Source organism: Paenibacillus camerounensis, from assembly GCF_000723885.1.
Taxonomy (GTDB): Bacteria; Bacillota; Bacilli; order Paenibacillales; family Paenibacillaceae; genus Paenibacillus_AQ; species Paenibacillus_AQ camerounensis.
In genome coordinates, this window is the sequence record NZ_CCDG010000001.1 from 24,622 (window position 1) to 45,996 (window position 21,375).

Sequence of the window (21,375 nt, forward strand, 5' to 3'; positions counted from 1 at the left end):
AGTATGAAAGGTATTATATTAGCTGGTGGCACAGGGTCACGTCTATATCCTTTAACAAAGGTTACGAACAAGCATCTTCTACCCGTAGGTAAGTATCCAATGATTTTTCATTCCGTTCATAAACTTAAACAAGCTGGAATTAAAGATATTCTTATAGTCACTGGTAAGGAGCACATGGGTGACGTTGTAAACTTACTCGGAAGTGGACGAGAGATGGGAGTTACCTTTACCTACAAAGTGCAAGATGAAGCGGGCGGGATTGCTCAAGCGCTGGATCTGGCGGAACAATTTGTAGGTAAGGATCAAATGATTGTTATCCTTGGTGATAATGTATTTGAGGATGATATCTCGGCCTTTGTTGATAATTTCCGCGAGCAAAAAAATGGCGCGAAAATTTTGATTCAACAAGTCAATGATCCATCCCGCTTCGGTGTTCCAGAATTGTACGATGGACGTATTATATCTATTGAAGAGAAGCCAGCCAATCCTAAATCAAGTTATGCAGTTACAGGAATTTATATGTTTGATAACGAAGTGTTTAAGATCATTAAAACAATAACACCTTCTGCCCGTGGTGAACTGGAAATTACAGATGTTAATAATGCATATATTAATCGAGGAGAGTTAACATTTGATATTCTTCAGGGCTGGTGGACCGATGCAGGGACGCATGCTTCTCTTGCGAAAGCTAATGGGTTGGCTCAGGAAATTACGTTTGGTGAAGAATTTGGTAAATTGAAATTATAGGTATGGGGGACTTATCTTATGAAGGTTACATCCTTACAGTTGCAGGGTGCTGCTATTCTCGAACCGGTGGTCCATGGCGACAACCGGGGTTTTTTTATGGAGAGTTATAATGAAGAAGTAATGCAAAAGGCCGGGGTAAAGTTTAATTTTATTCAGGATAATCAATCGCTGTCAGCAGAGGTTGGGGTACTTAGAGGCTTGCATTACCAGTTGAACCCGAAGGCTCAGACGAAGCTGATTCGTGTCCTGTCAGGTGTTATTTATGATGTTATCGTCGACGTTCGCCGCAGCTCACCAACCTTTGGGCAATGGGTCGGTGTAATTCTCAGTGAATATAATAAGCGGCAGCTGCTGGTGCCCAAGGGCTTTGCCCATGGGTTCTGTACTCTTGTTCCGAGCACCCAAGTGCTCTATAAAGTGGACGAATACTATTCCCCCGAGAATGACCGCGGCATATTATGGAATGATCCGTCGCTAGGCATAGACTGGCCCGTTGCAAGTCCTGTGCTGTCTGACAAGGATACAAGACATCCTTTGCTTAAGGATGCTGAACTGAACTTCGGTTAACTCTATTTTTATAATTTAAAGGTGGTCTAACAATGAAACTCCTCGTAACCGGCGGAGCCGGCTTTATCGGCAGCAACTTTGTAATATATATGCTGCAGCAGCACCCGGATTATCAGATTGTTAACGTGGATGCGTTGACGTATGCAGGAAATCTGGAGAATCTGAAATCAGTTGAAGGCAACCCGAACTATACATTTGTCAAAGCCGACATTACGGATGTTGCGGCGATGGATGCACTGGTTAGCCAGGGGGTTGACGTTGTTGTCAATTTTGCGGCGGAATCGCATGTGGACCGGAGTATTCTGGAGCCGGATGTGTTTGTGAAGACGAATGTGCTGGGCACACAGGTGCTTTTGGATGCAGCTAAAAAATACAGTGTAACGAAATTCGTACAGGTATCGACGGATGAAGTATACGGAACGTTGGGCGCTACGGGGCTGTTTACAGAAGAAACCCCGCTGACTCCGAATAGCCCGTATTCAGCCAGTAAAGCCGGCGGGGATCTGCTGGTGCGTGCGTATCATGAGACCTTCGGACTGCCGGTGAATATTACCCGCTGCTCGAATAACTATGGCCCTTACCAGTTCCCGGAGAAGCTGATTCCGCTGATGATCTCCCGTGCGCTGAACGATGGAGCTCTGCCGATCTACGGTGACGGGCTTAACATCCGTGACTGGCTGTATGTGGAGGATCACTGCAGTGCAATTGACCTGGTTATCCATAATGGCGTTATCGGTGAGGTTTATAACATTGGCGGCAACAATGAGCGGACGAACATGCATATTGTGAAGACAATTCTTGAGGAGCTGGGTAAGCCGGAATCCCTGATTACTTATGTACAGGACCGTCCGGGCCACGACCGCCGTTATGGCATAGACCCGGCCAAGATTACGAATGAACTGGGCTGGAAGCCAAAGCATACGTTCGAGACCGGCATCAAGGAGACGATCCAATGGTATCTCAACAATAAGGAATGGTGGACCCGTATCCAGTCCGGGGAATACCAGAAATATACCGCGCTTCAATACGGCAGCCGTCTGGGGGATTCCCTGTAATGGCTACAATGAAAGTGCTTGTTACGGGTTCAGCGGGACAGCTGGGACAGGATCTCGTACTGCTGCTGCAAAAGCAGGGGCATGAGGTGCTGGGCTGCGACCGTCAGGAGATGGATATCACGAATCTGGAGCAGTGTGTGGAGGTCATCGGCGGCTTCGGTCCGGATGCGGTTATTCATTGTGCCGCCCACACAGCAGTGGATGCAGCTGAGACCGATATTGATGCAGCTTATCTGATCAATGCCACCGGCAGCCGGAATGTGGCGATTGCCGCAGAACGGGCTGGGGCGAAGCTGGTGTACATCAGTACGGATTATGTTTTTGACGGAATGGGCAGCAAGCCGTATCACGAGTACGACAATACCGATCCCCAGAGCATCTACGGTAAATCCAAGCGGGCAGGGGAGATATTGGTTCAATCCCTGTCCTCGAAGTTCTTTATTGTCCGCACCTCATGGGTGTATGGCAAATATGGCAATAACTTTGTCAAAACCATGCTGAAGCTCGGCCAGGAGAAACCTCTGCTGCAGGTTGTAGATGACCAAAAAGGTTCCCCAACCTACACAGTGGATTTAGCCCGGTTTCTGCTGGAGCTGATCCAGACGGAGAAGTATGGCGTATATCATGCCTCTAACTCCGAGGCCTGTACGTGGTATGAATTCACACAGGCCATCTTTGCTGAAGCGGAAGAGATCCTCGGTCTCAAGTTCACTGCTAAGCTTGAGCCGTGCGGAACTGAGCAGTTCCCCCGTCCGGCACCGCGTCCGCGTTACTCTGTGATGGAGCACCTGTCCATCCGGACGAACGGGTTCGAGGATATCCGGACATGGCGTGAAGGACTGCGCGATTTCTTGCGGGAATTAAAAGAATAGCCTGCTGGGCTAACTATAGCCTTGAAGCTCCCGGGTCCGCTGCTGCGGTCTGGGAGTTTTTTTGTTTTTTCGCTATAATAGGGGAATCTAATAAATGATTTTAAGATTCGGGGTAATTATGACATGAGTAATCATAAAACAGTCAGTGTACATATTGTTACCTATAATAGCGCGGATGATATCGGTGAATGCCTTACGGCTGTGCTGGGTCAGGATTATCCGATTCATAGTGTGGTGGTGGTGGATAATGCCTCAGCGGATGGATCGGCTGCAAGGGTGAGTGGATTTTATCGCGGAGTAGAAGAGCAGTCTACTCTGGATTACAGTGATACGGACAGCATTGTACAGACAACATTATCACGCACATCTCTCCCCAAGCTTGTCCTCATCAACAATAAAGCCAACACCGGCTTCGCCCCCGCTCATAACCAGGCTATAGCAGCCACGGACACCGATTATGTACTGGTGCTGAATCCGGATCTGACGCTTGCACCCGATTATGTGTCCAGGCTCGTAAGCCTGATGGAGGGTAACACTAAGATCGGCAGTGCCACAGGCAAGCTGCTGCTGAAGGCAGATTCTTCTCTCGTGGACAGTACAGGACTGCGGATGAACAAGGCGCGGCGGGCGTTTGACCGTGGAGCAGGAGAGCCTGCGGCAGACTGGATGGAATCTGGTGCCGTCTTCGGCGTCTCCGGAGCAGCCGCTATGTATTCCCGGAGGATGATTGAGGATATCAGCGTTGACGGCGAGTTCTTTGATGGGGATTTCTTCGCATATAAAGAAGATGTGGATGTAGCGTGGCGGGCCCAGCTGTTCGGCTGGCAGGCGTATTATGATGCAGAGGCAGCCGGTTATCATGAGCGCGGCTGGAAGACCTCCGGCAGAGGCGGTAAATCGATGTTTATCCGCAGGATTTCCTATATTAACCGTTATAAAATGATCTATAAAAACGAGCCCGCCCGCACTCTGCCGCTGACCCTGATCTATGCTCTGCCGTATGAGCTAGCTGCTCATGCATACATGCTGCTCAAAGAACCTGGTCTGATTAAAGCCTGGTCTTCATTCCGGGCACAACGGGCCAGCCTGAAGCGCAAACGCCGATATATACAGGAGAAGGCAGCCAACAAGAACAACTAGAAGTATAACGTCTAACGCTCAGCTTATGCGTATAACCTGGAATAACCGCAGTATTTCTGTAAAAACCTCCCTAACCGGCGACTGCCTATCAGGGAGGTTTTTGTGTTATAATAATTGTCGATAGATTACTATATTTGTCAGGAGCGTAGCGGAGTGAATGTAGATGTCAGTATTTTAATTCTCAATTACAACACCTGCCGCCTGACGATGGACTGTATCAGGTCGGTGTATGAGTCGGATACGAACTTTTCCTATGAGATTATTTTGATAGATAACAATTCCCATGATGATTCCGTTGTGAAGATCAGCGCAGAATTTCCGGATGTAACGCTGATTGCGAATAAAGAGAATGTGGGCTTTGCCCGCGGCAACAACCAGGGGATGGAGGTTGCTTCCGGGCGGTATGTGCTGCTGCTGAACTCGGATACGGTGATCCGCCGCGATACGCTGGAGACAATGGTTACTTTTATGGACAGCCGTCCTGAGCTCGGGGCCTCGGGCTGCAAGGTGATTCTGCCGGACGGTTCGCTGGATAAAGCCTGTAAGCGGGGATTCCCTACGCCTGAGGCATCCTTTTATTATGCGTTTGGCTTCAGTAAGCTGTTTCCGGACAAGCCCAGATTTAACGGCTACCAGTTAGGATACTTGAACCCGGATGAGGCGTATCCTGTTGATTGCCTAGTCGGGGCTTTTATGCTGGTCCGCCGCAAGACGATTGAACAGGTGGGCGGGCTGGATGAGGAATTCTTTATGTACGGCGAGGACCTGGACTGGTGCTACCGGATTAAGGAAGCAGGCTGGGGGATTCATTATTATCCGCAGACCTATATCATCCATCTGAAGGGCGGCAGCGCGCGGCGCAGGCCGTTCAAGATAGTCTATGAGTTTCATAGAGCGATGATCTTATTCCACCGTAAGCATTATAGCCGGCAGTACAACAGTATAATTAACGGAACGGTATATGCCGGTGTGGCAGTCAAGTTTATGCTGTCCCTTGCCGTCAATGCCCTGAGGGCGCCGCGACCGGCACCGACTCCGGCACAGAGCCTTACGGCTTCTGCTGAAGCGGGAACCCAGATTGAATCGAAGGCCGAGGTGAGATTATGATCCGCCGTAATCAGAAGTTTTTGACCCAGCTGTATATGGTTGCCGACTTTATAGTGATTCAGCTGTCCTTTCTGGCCGCCTGGTGGCTGAAGTTCCGCAGCGGCTGGCTGGAGTCCTATAACACGCTTCCGGTAGAGTCCTACGCTTATTGGAGCATTATGTACGGGGCAATAGCAGTGCTGATCGGGATTGTGCTCTCACTTTATCTGCCGAAGCGTAAGAAGCGATTTGTTGATGAATTCCTGAAGATTTTCCAGGTGCATATTATGGCCGTCTTTATTCTGCTGGGCGTGATGTTCTTCCTGAAGCAAATAGACGTTTCCCGCCAGTACCTGGCCATTTACATGGGCTTTAATATTCTGTCCATTATGCTGTACCGCTATGTGCTGAAGACGATGCTGAAATCTCTGCGTGAAAAAGGCTATAACCGCCAGTTCGTGCTGATTATCGGGGCGGGCTCCCTGGGTAAAAGATTCTACAACAACCTGATCCAGTACCCTGAGCTGGGCTATGAAACGATCGGGTTCCTGGATGATTTTCATAAGTGGGACGGGATTGAGGAGCAGCGTTACAAGCCGATTCTCGGTACGGTCGATGAGCTGGCCGGAATCCTTGAGATGCTGCCGGTGGATGAGGTTATTCTGGCACTGCCGCTGGATGCCCATTCTAAGTATCCTGCTATCATTGCCGCCTGCGAAAAGGCCGGTATGCGCACGCTGATCATCCCTGATTTCTTTGATTACCTGCCGGCGCGGCCGTATTTCGATAATTTTGCCGGAATGCCGATGATTAACGTGCGCGATATTCCGCTGGATATGGCCGGCAATAAGCTGGCGAAGCGGGTGTTTGATATTGTGTTCTCCCTGTTTGCGATTATCGTAATGTTCCCTGTGATGCTGATTGTGGCGCTGGGCGTGAGGCTTACGTCACCCGGTCCGATTATCTTCAAGCAAGAGCGTGTCGGACTGAACCGCCGCAATTTCATGATGTATAAGTTCCGGTCTATGAAAATGCAGACGGACGCCGAGCTGGATACAGGCTGGAGTACAAAGGAAGATCCGCGCCGAACCCGGTTCGGCACCTTTATACGTAGAACGAGCCTGGATGAGCTGCCGCAGTTTTTCAATGTGCTGTTCGGCCAGATGAGTGTCGTAGGTCCGCGTCCGGAGCGTCCTTTTTATGTGGAGCAGTTCCGCGGCGAAGTGCCGAAATATATGGTCAAGCACCATGTTCGTCCGGGGATCACCGGATGGGCACAGAGCAACGGCCTGCGCGGGGATACCTCGATTGAGGACCGGATCAAACACGATATCTTTTATATCGAGAACTGGTCGCTGCTGTTCGATATCCGCATTATTGCCAGAACAATCCGTAACGGCTTCAAAAATGCCTATTAATTGTATAATCATCCCATAGAAACGGTTGACTTCCTTGTTATAAGGCTCCAGCCGTTTTTGCTTTTTCTACTCTGACTTGTGCAAAGGAACTCCTCTACTATGGATAAAAGAAAGCTAACTGCATCTATCATCATGGCCGGCGCTCTCATCCTGCTGCTGGTAATTACGCTTTGGCCCCAGGAAGAAGAGCCGGCCACCGGCTTTACTGCACATAAGGTTATAGCCCATGCGATGGGCGGGATTAACAATCATACGTATACGAATACCCTGGATGCTTTTGTGGCCAACTACGAGCAGGGTACACGTGTGTTCGAGACAGACCTGCTGCTCACTACAGACGATAAGCTGGTTGCCCGCCATGAATGGACCGGGAATATGAGCCGGCTGCTCGGTCAGCTTGACGTACTGCCTACTGCAAGACAGGGGGCGGTGCTTAGCCATAAGGAAGTAATGGACAGCCCGATTCTGACACTGTATTCCCCGCTTGATATCGATAAAATTATGGAGCTGATGGCGGCATACCCCGATACTTATATTGTCACAGATACTAAGGAGCTTGATCCGCAGCTGGTAACCAGACAATTTGAACATATCGTGGAGGCAGCCAAGCGGAAGGACCCTGCACTGCTCTTGCGGATTGTACCGCAGATCTACAGCCGTGACATGCTTGATGTTGTCAACAAGGTGTACGAATTCCCGGAAACTATATTTACGTTATATCAGTCTCATGATACCGACGAGCAGGTCATAGCGTTTGCCCGGGAGACCGGTGTGGACATCACAATGCCAGTGACCAGAGCAACCAAGAGCTTTGTTCATAAGCTACAACAGGCCGGAGCACGCGTCTATGTGCATACGGTTAACGGGGAGGACGAAATAACGAAGCTGTCCCGGATGGGTGTGGACGGCTTTTACACGGATTTTGCCTCCGAGGAGGACCTTGGCCGGATGCGGGGCGTACGTTAATCAACGTCTGCCGTAAGAACACAACGGTTTTAGCCCTTATTTTATCAAATCGGCTTGGTGATCAGGCGGTTATATACTATAATGAAAAAGCGAAAAAACGTTCGTATTTTTGAAGGGTAAGGATGGACGACGGATGAATGAAATGCGGCAATTAATACAGCCGTGGCGGCATGTGTTTAAGCTGGACCCGGACCGTGAACTCGGAGATGGCGAGCTTGATGAAATTTGCCGTTCCGGAACAGATGCTATTCTCGTAGGCGGCTCTAGCGGAATCACTTATGATAACACCACCAGACTGCTTTCCAGGCTGCGCCGCTATGAGCTGCCCTGTGCACTGGAGGTTTCCGAGCTTGAGGCGGCTGTTCCGGGCTTTGACCTGTACATGATTCCTATGGTGCTGAACACGCCGCATACAGACTGGATTCTCGGCCATCACCGCAAGGCGATTGAGCGCTTTGGCAGTCTGATACCTTGGGAGCTGCTGCTGACAGAAGGATATATCGTCTTAAATGAAAACTCCTCAGTAGCCCGTCTTACCGGTGCCGACACCGGATTAAGCCGCCGGTCCGCCGCTGCGTATGCGGAGATTGCGGACAAGCTGATGCATCTGCCTGTCGTCTATCTTGAATACAGCGGGATGTTTGGCAGCATGGAGGTTGTCCGGGAAGTGAGAGAGTCGGTAGAGCACAGCCAGCTGTTTTACGGCGGGGGAATAACCGGCGAGGCTGAGGCTGAACTGGCTGCGGCACTATGCGATACCGTCGTAGTCGGCAATATTATATACCGTGATGTGCAGCAGGCGCTGTTAACGGTGCAGGCGGTTAAGAAGACACAGAAGACCTATATTTGAAAGGAGCATGTCACCCATGCAACTTATTAACATACAGGATGCCGTTAGCCGGTTGAATCCTCCGCAGCGCAAGGCTGTAGAAACGACTGAAGGGCCTCTTTTGATTATGGCCGGAGCGGGCAGCGGTAAGACCCGCGTGCTTACCCACCGGATTGCCTGGCTGATTGCGAACCGTATGGCACCGCCATGGGCGATTCTGGCGATTACCTTTACGAATAAGGCAGCACGTGAGATGCAGGAGCGTGTCTCCAAGCTGGTCGGGGATGAAGGACGGGATATTTGGGTATCCACCTTCCACTCGATGTGTGTACGGATTCTGCGTAAGGATATTGAACGGATCGGCTTCACCTCGAATTTTTCCATTCTCGATTCTTCCGACCAGCTCTCTGTTATCCGCAACTGCATGAAGGATTTGAATATTGATACGAAGAAGTTTGAGCCAAAGGCAGTGCAGGCGGTAATCAGCACGGCGAAGAATGAACTGATAACGCCGGCGCAGTATGAGCAGAAGATCGGTGATTACTTTGAAGGCCTTGTGGCAAAAGTATATGCCAAGTACCAGCAGCGGCTCAGAAGCAACAACTCGCTGGATTTCGATGACCTTATTATGAAGACAATTCAGCTGTTTCAGGATGTTCCCGAGGTGCTGGACTTTTATCAGAAGAAATTCAAATACATTCATGTCGATGAGTATCAGGATACGAACCGTGCGCAGTACATGCTTTGCAAGATGCTGGCCGAGGGCCATCACCGCATCTGCGTAGTCGGCGACAGTGACCAGTCCATTTACCGCTGGCGCGGAGCGGATATTTCGAACATTTTGAATTTTGAAGAGGACTATCCGGAAGCCACAACCATTCTGCTGGAGCAGAACTACCGCTCAACCTCGAATATTCTGAATGCAGCCAACGGTGTTATCGCCCTGAATACAGGCCGTAAGCCGAAGAAGCTGTGGACGGACTCGGATGAGGGTGCCAAGATTAAGGTGTTCCGCGGCGATTCCGAGCATGATGAGGGGTACTTCGTCACCGGAGAGATCAGCAAGAATGTTAAGCAGGGACAGGCCTACCAGAATCATGCCATTCTGTACCGTACCAATGCCCAGTCCCGTGTAATAGAAGAAATTCTGATCAAATCGGATATCCCGTACCAGATTGTCGGCGGGATCAAGTTCTATGACCGTAAAGAAATTAAAGATATTCTCGCTTACCTGCGTCTCTTATCCAACCCGGATGATGACATCAGTCTGGCGCGCATTATTAACGTACCTAAGCGCGGACTCGGGGATACTACAATCGGCAAGCTGGCTGTAGCGGCGGCTGAACGGGGAATCTCGATTTTCCGGATGCTGCAGACGGTGGATGATCTCGGCTTTGCCGGCCGGACGCGTAATGCGCTGGTTGAATTCTATGACATGATCGAAGCGCTGCACCGGATGGTGGAATTCCTGTCGGTAACCGAGCTTACCGAGAAGATATTGGAGCTGTCCCAGTACCGGCTGGAGCTGCAAAATGAGAATACGCTGGAGTCCCGTGCCCGGCTGGAGAACATTGACGAGTTCCTGTCAGTGACGATGGAGTTTGAGAAGAATAATGAAGACAAGTCGCTGGTCTCCTTCCTGACCGATCTGGCGCTGATTGCCGATATCGACAGCATGAACAACGATGAAGAGGACCGCAGCGATGCGGTTGTGCTGATGACAATGCACAGTGCCAAGGGTCTGGAATTCCCGACGGTGTTCATCATCGGCATGGAGGAGGGCGTATTCCCGCACAGCCGTGCTTTCCAGGACAATGATGAGCTGGAGGAGGAGCGCCGGCTGGCGTATGTGGGCATTACGCGCGCAGAGAAGCAGCTGTTCCTCAGCTGTGCAAGGATGCGCACGCTGTTCGGGCGGACGACGGCTAACCCGCCGTCCCGCTTCCTGGAGGAGATTCCGGAGGAGCTGAAGGAAGACACCGTCCGTGAATCGGACCGCTTCCGGCGCGGAGGCGCGGAGGCAGGCGGTGCTTATGGCGGCCGCGGCTTTGGCGGAGGCGGCCGGGGGAACTTCGGCAGCCGTGCCACAGGCGGTGCCGGTACTTCGCCGGCGGCTGGCGGGCCAAGCAGCAGCCTGGGCGGCAGTACCGCGTCCGCTGTCCCGGGGGCAGGACGCGTGAGCGTAACGACCGGCAGCGGCGCGCAGCGCGCTACGGGAGGGGCTGCGGCGCCGGCCGGTGAGTTCAAGGCCGGCGACAAGGTGGCCCACGGCAAATGGGGCACCGGCACCATTGTGTCCGTGAAGGGCACCGGCAACGATACGGAGCTGCAGATTGCTTTTCCGGCGCCGGTTGGCGTGAAGCGCCTGCTGGCCGGATTTGCTCCGATTACCAAAGTCGAGTAACCGGCAGGGTTAGCACAAGCGATTATAGAAAATAAAGAGATATAGAAGTGTCATTCTCTTGCTATATACAACCCATATAACGGAGGGATTAGCCCGGATGGACGTTATGCATACCATGGAAGAGCTCATTGCTGAGCTGAACCAGCACAATTATCACTATTACACCCTGGATGCCCCGTTAGTCAGTGACAAGGAATACGATGTGCTCTATGACAGGCTGATTCAGCTTGAAGCAGAAAGCGGTATGGTGCTCCCGGATTCCCCAACCCAGCGTGTGGGGGGAGAGCTGCTCAAGGGATTCACCCCGCACCGGCACCTAGCGCCGCTGTGGAGTCTGGATAAGGCGCAGAATATCGAGCAGCTGCGGAGCTGGAACGCACGTGTCCTGAAGCTGGTGAATGACTATAACACGAAGAATCCGGATACCCCGCTGCCAGAGCCTTGTTATGCGGTGGAGCTGAAGTTTGACGGTCTGACCCTTAACCTGACTTATCAGGACGGCAAGCTTGTACAGGCTGCGACCCGGGGGAACGGGGTAACCGGGGAAGGTATCCTTGCCCAGGTTAAGACGATCAGATCTGTTCCGCTGACCATTCCGTTTAAGGAAGGCCGGATTGAAGTGCAGGGCGAGGGCATTATGAATCTGTCCGTGCTGGCCGATTACAATACACGCGCTGCCGACCCGCTCAAGAACGCGCGCAACGGAGCTGCCGGAGCCCTGCGTAACCTGAATCCGAAGACAACTGCAGAACGCAGATTGAACGCATTTTTTTATAATGTGGGCTTTGCTGAAGGCGTGCAGTTTGCCGATCATCAGCAGATGATGGATTTCCTGCGGAGCAACCGGTTTAAAGTGAATCCGTACCTTACCTATTTCGATGCTTTTGATGATGTTACAGAGCAGCTGGCAGAAATAGAGGAGAAGCGGGCCGGATTGGATTATCTGATTGACGGTGCAGTTATCAAGGTAACGGATTTCCGGATCCGTGAAGCGCTCGGCTATACCGATAAGTTCCCGCGCTGGGCGGTGGCTTACAAGTTCGAAGCGGAAGAGACAACGACCATTCTGGAATCGGTCAGCTGGAACGTAGGGCGTACAGGCAAGGTAACCCCTCTGGCCCGGGTCGAAGCCGTAGAGCTTGCCGGCGTTACCGTCCAGAACTGTACACTCAATAACGTCGGTGACATTGAACGCAAGAATCTGAAGCATGCGCTGGGGACCCGGGTCTTCATCCGCCGCTCCAATGATGTCATACCCGAGATTCTCGGCAAGGTAACGGAAGAGAGCGACGGCGAAGAGATTGTTTTCCCGGAAAATTGCCCTGCCTGCGGCTTCCCGCTGGAAATGCGCGGTGCGCATCTGTTCTGCAACAACAAGCTGGACTGCAAGCCGCAGATTGTCAGCCGGATCACTCATTTTGCCTCCCGGGATGCAATGGATATCGAGACCTTCAGTGAAAAAACCGCCGGCCAGCTGCATGAAGAGCTGAACGTGCGCGAGCCTGCAGACTTATATGAGCTTACCTTTGAGCAGCTGGTTAAGCTGGAGCGCTTTGGTGAGAAGAAGGCGGACAATCTGCTTAAGGCGCTGGAGGATAGCAAGGGACGGGACCTCGCTTCTTTCCTGTATGCGCTTGGTATTCCGAACACAGGAAAGGCAACCACCCGGATGCTGGCCGATCATTACCGCAGCCTGGAGGCTGTTATGAACGCAACTGCAGAAGAGCTGTCCGGTCTGCCGGATATCGGGGGAATCGTGGCGGAGAGCATCGTGAGCTTCTTCGCGGATCCTTTTGTGGTGGTCAGCATCAACCGTATGCTGGAGCTTGGTGTGCAGGCCAAAGCGCCGGAAGCGCCGCGCCAGGTCAGTACCGATTCCTTCTTCAGCGGCAAAACGGTTGTCCTGACCGGCTCTCTGCAAAAGCTCACCCGCGAGGAGGCGGCAGAGCGGCTTGAGGCACTGGGGGCTAAGGTGTCGGGCAGCGTCTCCAAGAAGACGGATCTGGTCATAGCCGGCGAAAAAGCAGGCAGCAAGCTGGCCAAAGCCCAGCAGCTCGGCATTCAGGTCATCGAGGATGAAGATGAGCTCATCCGGCTGCTGGAGCTGTAGGCGGCTCTACCCAATTGCATAATAGCGGACTTGTGGAGTCCTGTAATCTCACTGCGCAGCAGCGGGGATGCAGGGCTCTTTTTCATACCCATCCAGCGGCCTGCTTATGCATTAAGAAATATATGAACAACTGATAATTTAATACAACCAGTTACTTATTTTGACATATGGTTAACTTTTCCAAGCTAAGCTAGGGTAAGAATCACCATAAGGAGGCAGAGGTATACAATGAACAAGCTGATGAAGGGCATTATCTTTGGGGGACTGGCAGCAGCTGTGGTTTCAGGGGCAACACTCGCCGGAGCGGCACAAAGTACAACGAATGCAGGGGGAACGGCAAAAGCCCAGTCTAAAAATCTAATTGTATTGATTGGCGACGGTATGGGTCCGGCCCAGATTTCGGCGGCAAGATACTTTCAGCAGTACACCAAGGGTGTCAATCATCTGAATATCGATCCTTATTATGTAGGACAGGCTACTACATATGCTGACCGCGGTGAAGACGGCGGGAAGATTGTATCCGGTATCGTTACGGATTCTGCTTCAGCAGGTACTGCCTTTGCCACAGGACACAAAACCTACAATGCCGGGATCAGCGTATCTAACGAGGACGTATCCAAGCCTTTTGCTTCTATTATTGAGGCTGCTGAAAGTACCGGTAAAGCAACAGGACTTGTGACGACGGCCCGTATCACCCATGCCACACCAGCCGTTTACGCATCCCATGTACGCAGCCGTGATAATGAAGCAGCCATTGCCTCGCAGTATCTGGAGAGCGGTGTGGATGTGCTGATGGGCGGCGGGAAGCAGTTTTTTGTGACCAAGGAAGAGAAGGGCAAACGGACGGACAAGAGCCTCATCCCTGATTTTAAAGCAAAGGGTTACACCGTGGTTGAGAATACGTCTGCTCTAAATGCGCTTACCTCCAAAAATACCAAGGTACTTGGCCTGTTCGGCAACTCTCATGTTGCCTATGTTCCGGATCGAACGGCAGAAACACCTAGTCTTGCTGCGATGACCTCCAAGGCGCTGAATATCCTATCCGCTGATAAAGACGGGTTTGTGATGATGATTGAAGGCGGGCGTATTGACCATGCCGGTCATGCTAACGATCTGCCGACGCTTGTTCAGGAGGCGCTTGATTTCGACGCTGCCTTTAAGACCGCGATTGAATTCGCGAAGAAAAACGGCAACACCTCCGTTGTAGTTACAGCGGACCATGAGACCGGTGGCCTGTCCCTCTCACGCGATAACATTTACGAAATCAATATCGATCTGTGGAATAAGCAGAAGCATTCCTCCGAAAGCCTGGCGGCAGATCTTGAAGCGGCCCAGACACCGGAGGAGATCCGCAGCATTGTAACAGCAAATACCTGGATTACGGATCTAACCGATGAAGAGGTTACCCAGATTATGAACGGTGACGGTTCCTCCTACAAGCGCGAAGGTGCCTATAATGCGGTCATTTCCAAACGCCTGCTCGTCGGCTGGTCCGGTCACGGGCACTCGGCAGTGGATGTCGGAGTCTGGGCCTACGGGCCGATTGCAGACAAGGTAAAAGGCCAGGTGGATAACACACAGATTGCGACTGCTGGTGCAGATATTCTGGGTCTGAATTTGAAGAAGCGTTCAGCTGAGCTGCAGTCCAAATATCTGTATCCTAAGTTTAAAATCAGCCGTGATAACGAGGTGCTCTACCCGGCTGAAGCTTTGAGCAAGGCGCTTGGCGGCACGTATAAAGGCGATGCGGCGAACGCGAAGCTGACATTCAAAAACAATGCGGTTGAGATAAGCCTTACCGGCAAAACAGCCAAGCTGAACGGCAAGACGGCAGCCTATACAGTGGATATCGATAACGGCGTACTGTATCTTCCGCTCACTGCATTTAATCAGCTGACGGGTACGACCCTGAAGTGGGATTCCCTGTCCGAACGGCTAATTCTGAGATAGGGGTGACCCGGTTGCTCCAGATACGGGATCTGAAAAAACAGTTCAGGGTAGACGGCAGAGCAGTACCGATTCTGGATATCCCTGAATGGAATGTTCATAAAGGAGAGCGTATAGCCATTACCGGACCCAGCGGGTCCGGTAAAAGCACGCTTTTGCATCTGATCAGCGGAATCCTGCGGGCGGACAGCGGCAGTCTGACAGTGGGCGGCCAGCCGCTTCATGAACTGGCAGAAGCGAAACGGGATGCCTTCAGGGCTGCTAATATCGGTTATATCCTGCAGGATTTTCACCTAATCCCCTCGTTGACTGCCCGGCAGAATATTGAGATCGCGATGACCGCAAGGCTTACGGCCAAGGAGCGCAGACGGACCGTTGACGGCTGGCTGGAGCAGGTAGGCTTGGCTGACCGCAGCCGTCACCTGCCTTCCCAACTGTCGCGCGGCCAGCAGCAGCGGGTAGCCATCGTAAGGGCTCTGGTGAATTACCCTCGGCTTCTGTTGGCCGATGAGCCTACAGGCAGCCTGGACTGGGAGACGGCTGACGAGATTTCAGCTCTTCTGCTTGAGCTGAGCAAGGCTCACGGCCACACCTTAATAGTAGTTACTCATGACCTTAATATGGCAGGGCGCTTTCCGCGATGTTTAAATATCCGGGAGGTGAATGCAGTCAGCCGCGATGCAGTACCGCTGCAGCAGACCGTCCTTCTGCAGCGGGGGGAGATAACTGTATGAGCCTGTTTCGGCTGACCCTGCGCAATGTGCTGCACCGGCGTTTTTTATCTCTGCTTACCGTCTGTGCGGTAGCTGTTACCGTTGCCTTTATCGTACTGCTTACATTGTCACGGGACAGTGTGGAGCAGGGGGCCAAGCAGGGCTACGGCCCTTTTGACCTTGTTATCGGCGCTGCGGGCAGTGAGACCCAGCTTGTGCTTAACACTTTTTACCATATCGGTGCACCTAACGGGAACATTCCGCTTGCCGCTTTAGACCAGGCCAGGCAGGATACATCCGTTGCTGAAGCGTATGCGATGACCGCCGGAGATAACTATAGGGGGTATCCGATAATCGGGCTGGAGTCAGGCTACTTTTTTACAAGGTATGGCGACACCAGACTGCAGGAAGGCTCCATGTATGCCCATACCGGTGAGACCATTGTCGGAGCTTATGTTGCCGAGTCATTGGGCCTGAAAGTTGGAGACACCTTTTCTGGAGCGCACGGGCTAGTGCAGGTGGAAGGATCTGAGGCTGAGTCAGCTGCTGGTCATGTTGATGACAATGCGCATGCTGGGGAGCATGGAGAAGAACATGCTCATGACAGCTTTCGTTATACTGTTGCAGGCATTCTTCCTAAGCTCCATACTCCGGATGACCGTGCTATCTTTACTACTGTGGATTATGCCTGGGCTGTGCATGAACTTGCACCTGAGGACAGGGAGATCACTGCGGTATTGGTCAAGCCGGCCAGTCTGCTTGGGGCACATGATCTTAAAGAGGCGCTTGATGGCAGTAATGGGATTCAGGCAGCTTATTCGAGTCAGGCTGTTTCGGATGTGCTGAACGCAGTGGATCAGGGCTCAAGGCTGCTGGGTATGCTCACGGCAATCTGCGTGCTGCTGGCCGGTATTTCGATTCTGCTATCGCTTATTGCCGCAGCGGGTGAACGTACTAAGGATGTCGGCCTGCTGCGTCTGCTCGGAAAATCAAGAGCTTATGTATGGCTTACCTTAACGAGTGAAGGCTTGCTGGTTACGGTGGCCGGGCTGATCGCCGGCTTGCTGCTCGGTCATCTCGGAGCTTACCTGCTGAAGGATGCGCTATTCGCACAGGCCGGGATTCAGATTCAGCCGTACCAGTGGACAGCCGGGCATTGGCTGATTGCCGCCGGGGCAGTTGCTATAGGTTTGTTATCCTCGCTCGGGCCTGCTTTCCGGATGTACCGGATGCATCCGCTCGCTTTGTTCAAATCCTAGGAGGTACACCGACTTGATACGATTACAGAAAAAGCTGCTTCCAGCACTGACAGCAGCGATGGTTATGCTGCTGCTGCAGGCCTGCGGCCAGAATACCCCGGCTGAAGGCCGGGGGGAATCCTTTGCTGCAGTGATGGAGGCGCCCGATCAGTCAGATCGGCCGGCAGGTATTAGCGGCAATCCGGTTGTGCAGGAGCCAACCGGATTGCCGCAAGCCCCGGTTTCACCTCCGGCAGAGCGGGCTGCTGCTACAGCGATCCCGGCTGTAAGCAGTTCTCCGGCTGGCGGTGCACCCGGCGCAGCGGAAGTCCGGCAGCAGGAAACGGGTGCTGCTGCGGAAGGGCAGAGCAGCAGGCCCGCCAAGGCTACAGCTGAGAGCATCACTCCCGGGACACCGGGGCCAGCAGCTGCCCCGGCTTCGGCTGAAGCTGCTGCACAGGTTCCTGCCGGGAAGTCTGGAGGTAACGTCTCAGGTACGGCAGCTGCTTTGCCGTCATCCGTTCCTGTATCGCAACCCGCTGCTTCAGCTTCTCCGGGGGTGAGCCCTGTTCAATCTGCAGCAGCGGCAGCGGAGATTCCGGCAGCAAGTGCTATGGAGGGGCTTACCTCCATTGACTGGAACGGTTTCTTTGATGGCGGCGACCAGACGCGCCCCTCAGAGTATTTCTGGGATCTTAGCGGCAGCAAGGTCAAAATTAAGGGCTTTATGGGTGAAGTCCTTTCCTTTGAGAAGAACTGGTTTCTGCTGATTCCCGAACCGGGTGCAGAGTGTCCCTTTGATAACGGGGATGAAACCTACTGGAACAAGATTATGATTGTCTTTGTACCGGCAGGCGACAAGCTCCGCTATACTTCCGGACCGCTGGAGATAACAGGGCGCCTGGATGTGGGCATCAAGATTGATGAATCAGGCTACAAAACAATGTTCCGGCTGTATGATGCTTCTTATAAAAGCCTGTAAAATGATCGCCATGATAAACAGCCCCCGTTGCCTGTTAAGGTACGGGGGCTGTTTGGTATTCAAGTTGGGGGAGTTGCCTTCTGCTATACCCGTGTGGCGCCCGGCAGCCAGGCATCCTTATCATAACCCCGCTCTTCCCAGTATCCGGTGTGATCCTGATCAATCAGCTCGATCCGGTTAAGCCATTTAACCGATTTGTAGGCATACATTTGCGGAGTCACCAGACGTACCGGCCCTCCAAGCTGGTTAGGGATAGGCTTACCGTCATGCATTACCGCGACCATCACATCCTCCATGCGGGCCTGAGGGAGTGTCAGGGAGTCGGTGTATACACCGTCGCCGGAATATAGCTTGACCATGACGGCCTCCTGCTTCACTCCGGCCATATCCAGCAGCTTGGAGAGAGGCAGGCCTTCCCACGTGTTTTTATATACAGACCAGCCGGTTACACAGTGAAAATCACTGACCTGTACCTCACGCTGCAGCTTAACGAACTCTTCCCAGGTCCAGGTGAATTTGTTATCCACCAGACCGTCGATCGTGAAGGACCAGTTCGAGTTGTCGAACGCCGGAATCCTGGTTACCGTATATACCCGGAAGCTTCCCTCTGCACCGCCGCCGATGGGCGGTGATGAAGCTGTCAGCGGAATCGGATCGGGAATAAGGGCGTTAGCATTACTGGCTGCATAATCCGCAGTACCCGGTATCTGGAGAGATTTGCCGATCCAGCGGACAAAGGTCGGGCCTACTGTTACCGTAAGTCCTGCTCCTACCGCCAGCTTGATGAAGCCGCGCCGTGTGTATACAGGTTGAGGGACAGGAACAGCTGCAGGCTGCTGTGAATCCGCGGGCGTACCAGTATGTTCAGCGGCGCCTGCTTCAATAATGACAGATCGTTTTCGGGGTTCCTTGAGCCATTTCACCCGCGTGATGGAATGGTAAATGATGATTGGCAGTCCGATCCAGGTCAGCAGGTCATGAATTAGGAGCGCTGCATTGGCCGCTCTTGGTCCGGCAAGCCTGAACTGCCAAAGTACAATTCCTGATAAAAGCCAGCCGATAAGCAGCACCAGCACGAAGATGACATTTACCTTCTGGGCGGTTTTCCCGTTTAACCTCTTCCAGTGCTTGGCAGCAAGCACAAGATAATAGATAACCGGGATAAGTAGGACCAGTCCAAAGGCGATATGCGCCCACTTGAGCCATACTCTCCCCTCGCCCAGCACTTCCCGCCAGAAGCCGCCTACCAGCAGCAGCCCGCTCACAGCCAGAATAAGTACAAGCCAGGCGTTCCAGCGGTGAATCGAGACGAGTTTTTTCCCGTACCCTTTCCGGATGTCAGCCAGTATCTTTTTCAAAAGCGATCCCTCCTTCAGCTTCCGGCCACAACGGTTATTTCAAGTTTGAATTAATTAATTGTACCGCAAAAAAGTACCGTTGAATAATGTGCCCTTTAAGCTGCCGGAAAATAGGTTTGTACTGCGCTGAAAAAGCCCGTCCTGCTCCTGAATGGAGCTGAACGGGCTTTATAAAGGTAACGCGGATATAGAAGGGAAAAGTCCTATTCAGCCGCCCATTGCTCCAGTTGCTTGTCACCCGGAAGCAAAAGGGCAAGCAGTCCGAGCAGCGGGAGAAAGCCGCAAGCTACAAACACTGTTGCAATATCGGAGTGGTCAATCAGTTTGCCGATGACTAGAGACCCGATACCGCCTAGTCCAAAAGCAAGGCCGGTAATCAGGCCGGACACGGTGCCGATACTACCCGGAAACAGCATCTGTGCGTACACAACAGTTACCGAGAAGCTGGAAAGCAACACAAATCCGGAGATAATAAGCAGCACAGCTGCCCAGAACTGGCTCACAAACGGCAGTGCCAAAGCGAGCGGTACTGTACCCAGCATTGAAACCAGAATAAGATTGCGCCGTCCGAAGCGGTCAGCAAGCGGTCCGCCAAAAAAAGTGCCTACAGCTCCGGCAGCCAGATACATAAAAATATAGATCTGGGCTTGCTCAAGCTTCATCCCGTAATGATCCATTAAATAGAAGGAGTAATATCCTCCGATAGAAGCACCGTACCAGGAGCGCACAAATACGATAAAGATCAGAATAACCGCAGCAGTAACAACCGCTTTGCGCCGTGCAGGATCTATAACACCTCCCCGGGACCTTTTGCGGAACGTATAACCGGCGCTCAGCATACCGCTGTACCACTTGGCCACATACGTCTGGACAGCAATACCGGCTGCGGCGAAAACAGTGAACCCGAGTGCCCCAATCTGCCCGAAGGGAATGAATACCCAGTTAATCAGCAGAGGTCCCAAGGATTGGCCGGCATTACCGCCGACTTGGAAAATAGACTGTGACAAGCCCTTGCGCTGTCCTGCCGCCATATGAGCGACACGCATCCCTTCGGGATGGAAGGCCGCTGATCCGAATCCGACGAGTATGACCGAGAAGATGACCAGTGCATAACTGTCAGCAAAGGCCAGCAGGAACACTCCGGCAAAGGTACAGCACATTCCAAGCGGCAGAAGAATAGGCCGGGGCTTGCGGTCAGCGGCGAATCCGATTACCGGCTGAATCAGTGATGAGGTCATATTCAGGGCAAATGCAAGCCAGCCGATCTGGGTGAAGGACAGCAGCAGGTTATCCCTCAGTGTAGGAAACATTGCCGGAATCAAAGCCTGAATTGAATCATTGAACAGATGGACAAAGCTGACAGCAAGCAAAATCCTGTAGATAGTAGCCTGTTGCTGACTGCGCTGCTCGCGGACATCAAGAGCAGGTGCAGGAATATCCTGCGTAGCGTTAGTATTCATTGATACTCCTTTCAATACTCGTAGCTGAAGTTTAATGATGCGGAATACTTCAATAGCTTCTATTGTAGCTACCGCTGGGCATACAGGGAATACAATTATTGCTCTGAAGCCGCCCGAAAGAGATGTAATAATCATTTTATAAAAAAAACTTGCAATGATACGGTCAGCATGATATATTATCTCTTGTGCTTATGAGACATCGACGCCGAGTAAACGGGCTGAGAAAAAAAATAAGTTGACAATAATCATCGAAAAATGATATAATCTAATTCCGGTCGTGAAACGAATTTTTGAAACGACGGGAGCAAGTTCTTTGAAAACTGAACAAATGGAACGCGTTAGTTTTTACAAGATTCATTTAATGAATCGTCAGTTTCAAAATGAGCAATCGCTCTTTTCGATAGTTTTCGGAAGGTTATTTCCCCGGAGTCATTCGGGTGAAGTAGCCGACCGGAAAAACCTTATTGGAGAGTTTGATCCTGG

17 protein-coding genes are annotated in these 21,375 nt (G+C 52.1%); 15 read left to right on the top strand and 2 right to left on the bottom strand.

Annotation, left to right across the window (positions count from 1 at the left end; all coding sequences use genetic code 11):
- Positions 1-3: 3 nt before the first annotated feature.
- The 15 genes from BN3772_RS00095 to BN3772_RS00165 all read left to right on the top strand — a co-directional run bounded on the left by BN3772_RS00095 (position 4) and on the right by BN3772_RS00165 (position 18,074).
- Complete coding sequence (locus tag BN3772_RS00095; protein ID WP_042195376.1) at positions 4-747, top strand: sugar phosphate nucleotidyltransferase; 744 nt, start codon at positions 4-6, stop codon at positions 745-747.
- A gap of 18 nt (positions 748-765) precedes the next feature.
- Positions 766-1,314: a dTDP-4-dehydrorhamnose 3,5-epimerase gene (gene rfbC / locus BN3772_RS00100; protein ID WP_042195378.1), complete on the top strand. Its 549-nt coding sequence runs from the start codon at positions 766-768 to the stop codon at positions 1,312-1,314.
- Positions 1,315-1,346: 32 nt separating this feature from the next.
- On the top strand, positions 1,347-2,369 hold the full coding sequence (gene rfbB / locus BN3772_RS00105; protein ID WP_042195380.1) for a dTDP-glucose 4,6-dehydratase: 1,023 nt from the start codon (positions 1,347-1,349) through the stop codon (positions 2,367-2,369).
- Positions 2,370-2,377: 8 nt separating this feature from the next.
- Positions 2,378-3,241 carry a dTDP-4-dehydrorhamnose reductase gene (gene rfbD / locus BN3772_RS00110; RefSeq protein ID WP_042195405.1) on the top strand — a complete coding sequence of 288 codons (864 nt, stop codon included), beginning with the start codon at positions 2,378-2,380 and terminating at the stop codon, positions 3,239-3,241.
- Positions 3,242-3,364: 123 nt separating this feature from the next.
- Complete coding sequence (locus tag BN3772_RS00115) at positions 3,365-4,381, top strand: glycosyltransferase family 2 protein (RefSeq protein ID WP_042195383.1); 1,017 nt, start codon at positions 3,365-3,367, stop codon at positions 4,379-4,381.
- Positions 4,382-4,534: 153 nt separating this feature from the next.
- Positions 4,535-5,488, top strand: coding sequence for a glycosyltransferase family 2 protein (locus tag BN3772_RS00120; RefSeq protein WP_086074316.1), 954 nt, complete (start codon positions 4,535-4,537; stop codon positions 5,486-5,488).
- Complete coding sequence (locus BN3772_RS00125) at positions 5,485-6,885, top strand: undecaprenyl-phosphate glucose phosphotransferase (RefSeq protein WP_042195385.1); 1,401 nt, start codon at positions 5,485-5,487, stop codon at positions 6,883-6,885. Before BN3772_RS00120 ends, BN3772_RS00125 begins: the two co-directional genes overlap by 4 nt.
- A 99-nt stretch (positions 6,886-6,984) precedes the next feature.
- Positions 6,985-7,851: a phosphatidylinositol-specific phospholipase C/glycerophosphodiester phosphodiesterase family protein gene (locus tag BN3772_RS00130; RefSeq protein WP_042195387.1), complete on the top strand. Its 867-nt coding sequence runs from the start codon at positions 6,985-6,987 to the stop codon at positions 7,849-7,851.
- Between the two features lie 142 nt (positions 7,852-7,993).
- Complete coding sequence (gene pcrB / locus BN3772_RS00135) at positions 7,994-8,701, top strand: heptaprenylglyceryl phosphate synthase (protein WP_042195409.1); 708 nt, start codon at positions 7,994-7,996, stop codon at positions 8,699-8,701.
- 16 nt (positions 8,702-8,717) lie between these two features.
- Positions 8,718-11,084, top strand: a complete 2,367-nt coding sequence (pcrA, locus tag BN3772_RS00140; protein ID WP_042195389.1) for a DNA helicase PcrA — start codon at positions 8,718-8,720, stop codon at positions 11,082-11,084.
- 97 nt (positions 11,085-11,181) lie between these two features.
- On the top strand, positions 11,182-13,194 hold the full coding sequence (ligA, locus tag BN3772_RS00145; RefSeq protein ID WP_042195392.1) for an NAD-dependent DNA ligase LigA: 2,013 nt from the start codon (positions 11,182-11,184) through the stop codon (positions 13,192-13,194).
- A gap of 228 nt (positions 13,195-13,422) precedes the next feature.
- A complete protein-coding gene (locus BN3772_RS00150) occupies positions 13,423-15,144 on the top strand; it encodes an alkaline phosphatase (RefSeq protein WP_042195394.1) in 1,722 nt (573 codons plus the stop codon).
- 11 nt (positions 15,145-15,155) lie between these two features.
- Positions 15,156-15,875, top strand: a complete 720-nt coding sequence (locus tag BN3772_RS00155; RefSeq protein ID WP_042195396.1) for an ABC transporter ATP-binding protein — start codon at positions 15,156-15,158, stop codon at positions 15,873-15,875.
- Positions 15,872-17,113 carry an ABC transporter permease gene (locus tag BN3772_RS00160; protein ID WP_042195397.1) on the top strand — a complete coding sequence of 414 codons (1,242 nt, stop codon included), beginning with the start codon at positions 15,872-15,874 and terminating at the stop codon, positions 17,111-17,113. The genes BN3772_RS00155 and BN3772_RS00160 overlap by 4 nt, the downstream gene beginning before the upstream one ends.
- Positions 17,114-17,126: 13 nt before the next feature.
- Positions 17,127-18,074: a hypothetical protein gene (locus tag BN3772_RS00165; RefSeq protein ID WP_052380304.1), complete on the top strand. Its 948-nt coding sequence runs from the start codon at positions 17,127-17,129 to the stop codon at positions 18,072-18,074.
- 83 nt (positions 18,075-18,157) lie between these two features.
- Here BN3772_RS00165 and BN3772_RS00170 read toward each other — a convergent pair whose 3' ends face one another.
- Together BN3772_RS00170 and BN3772_RS00175 are read right to left on the bottom strand one after the other, a co-directional pair.
- Positions 18,158-19,432, bottom strand: a complete 1,275-nt coding sequence (locus BN3772_RS00170; RefSeq protein WP_042195400.1) for a molybdopterin-dependent oxidoreductase — start codon at positions 19,430-19,432, stop codon at positions 18,158-18,160.
- A 203-nt stretch (positions 19,433-19,635) separates the two neighbouring features.
- Positions 19,636-20,892, bottom strand: a complete 1,257-nt coding sequence (locus BN3772_RS00175; RefSeq protein WP_086074317.1) for an MFS transporter — start codon at positions 20,890-20,892, stop codon at positions 19,636-19,638.
- Positions 20,893-21,375: the final 483 nt, after the last annotated feature.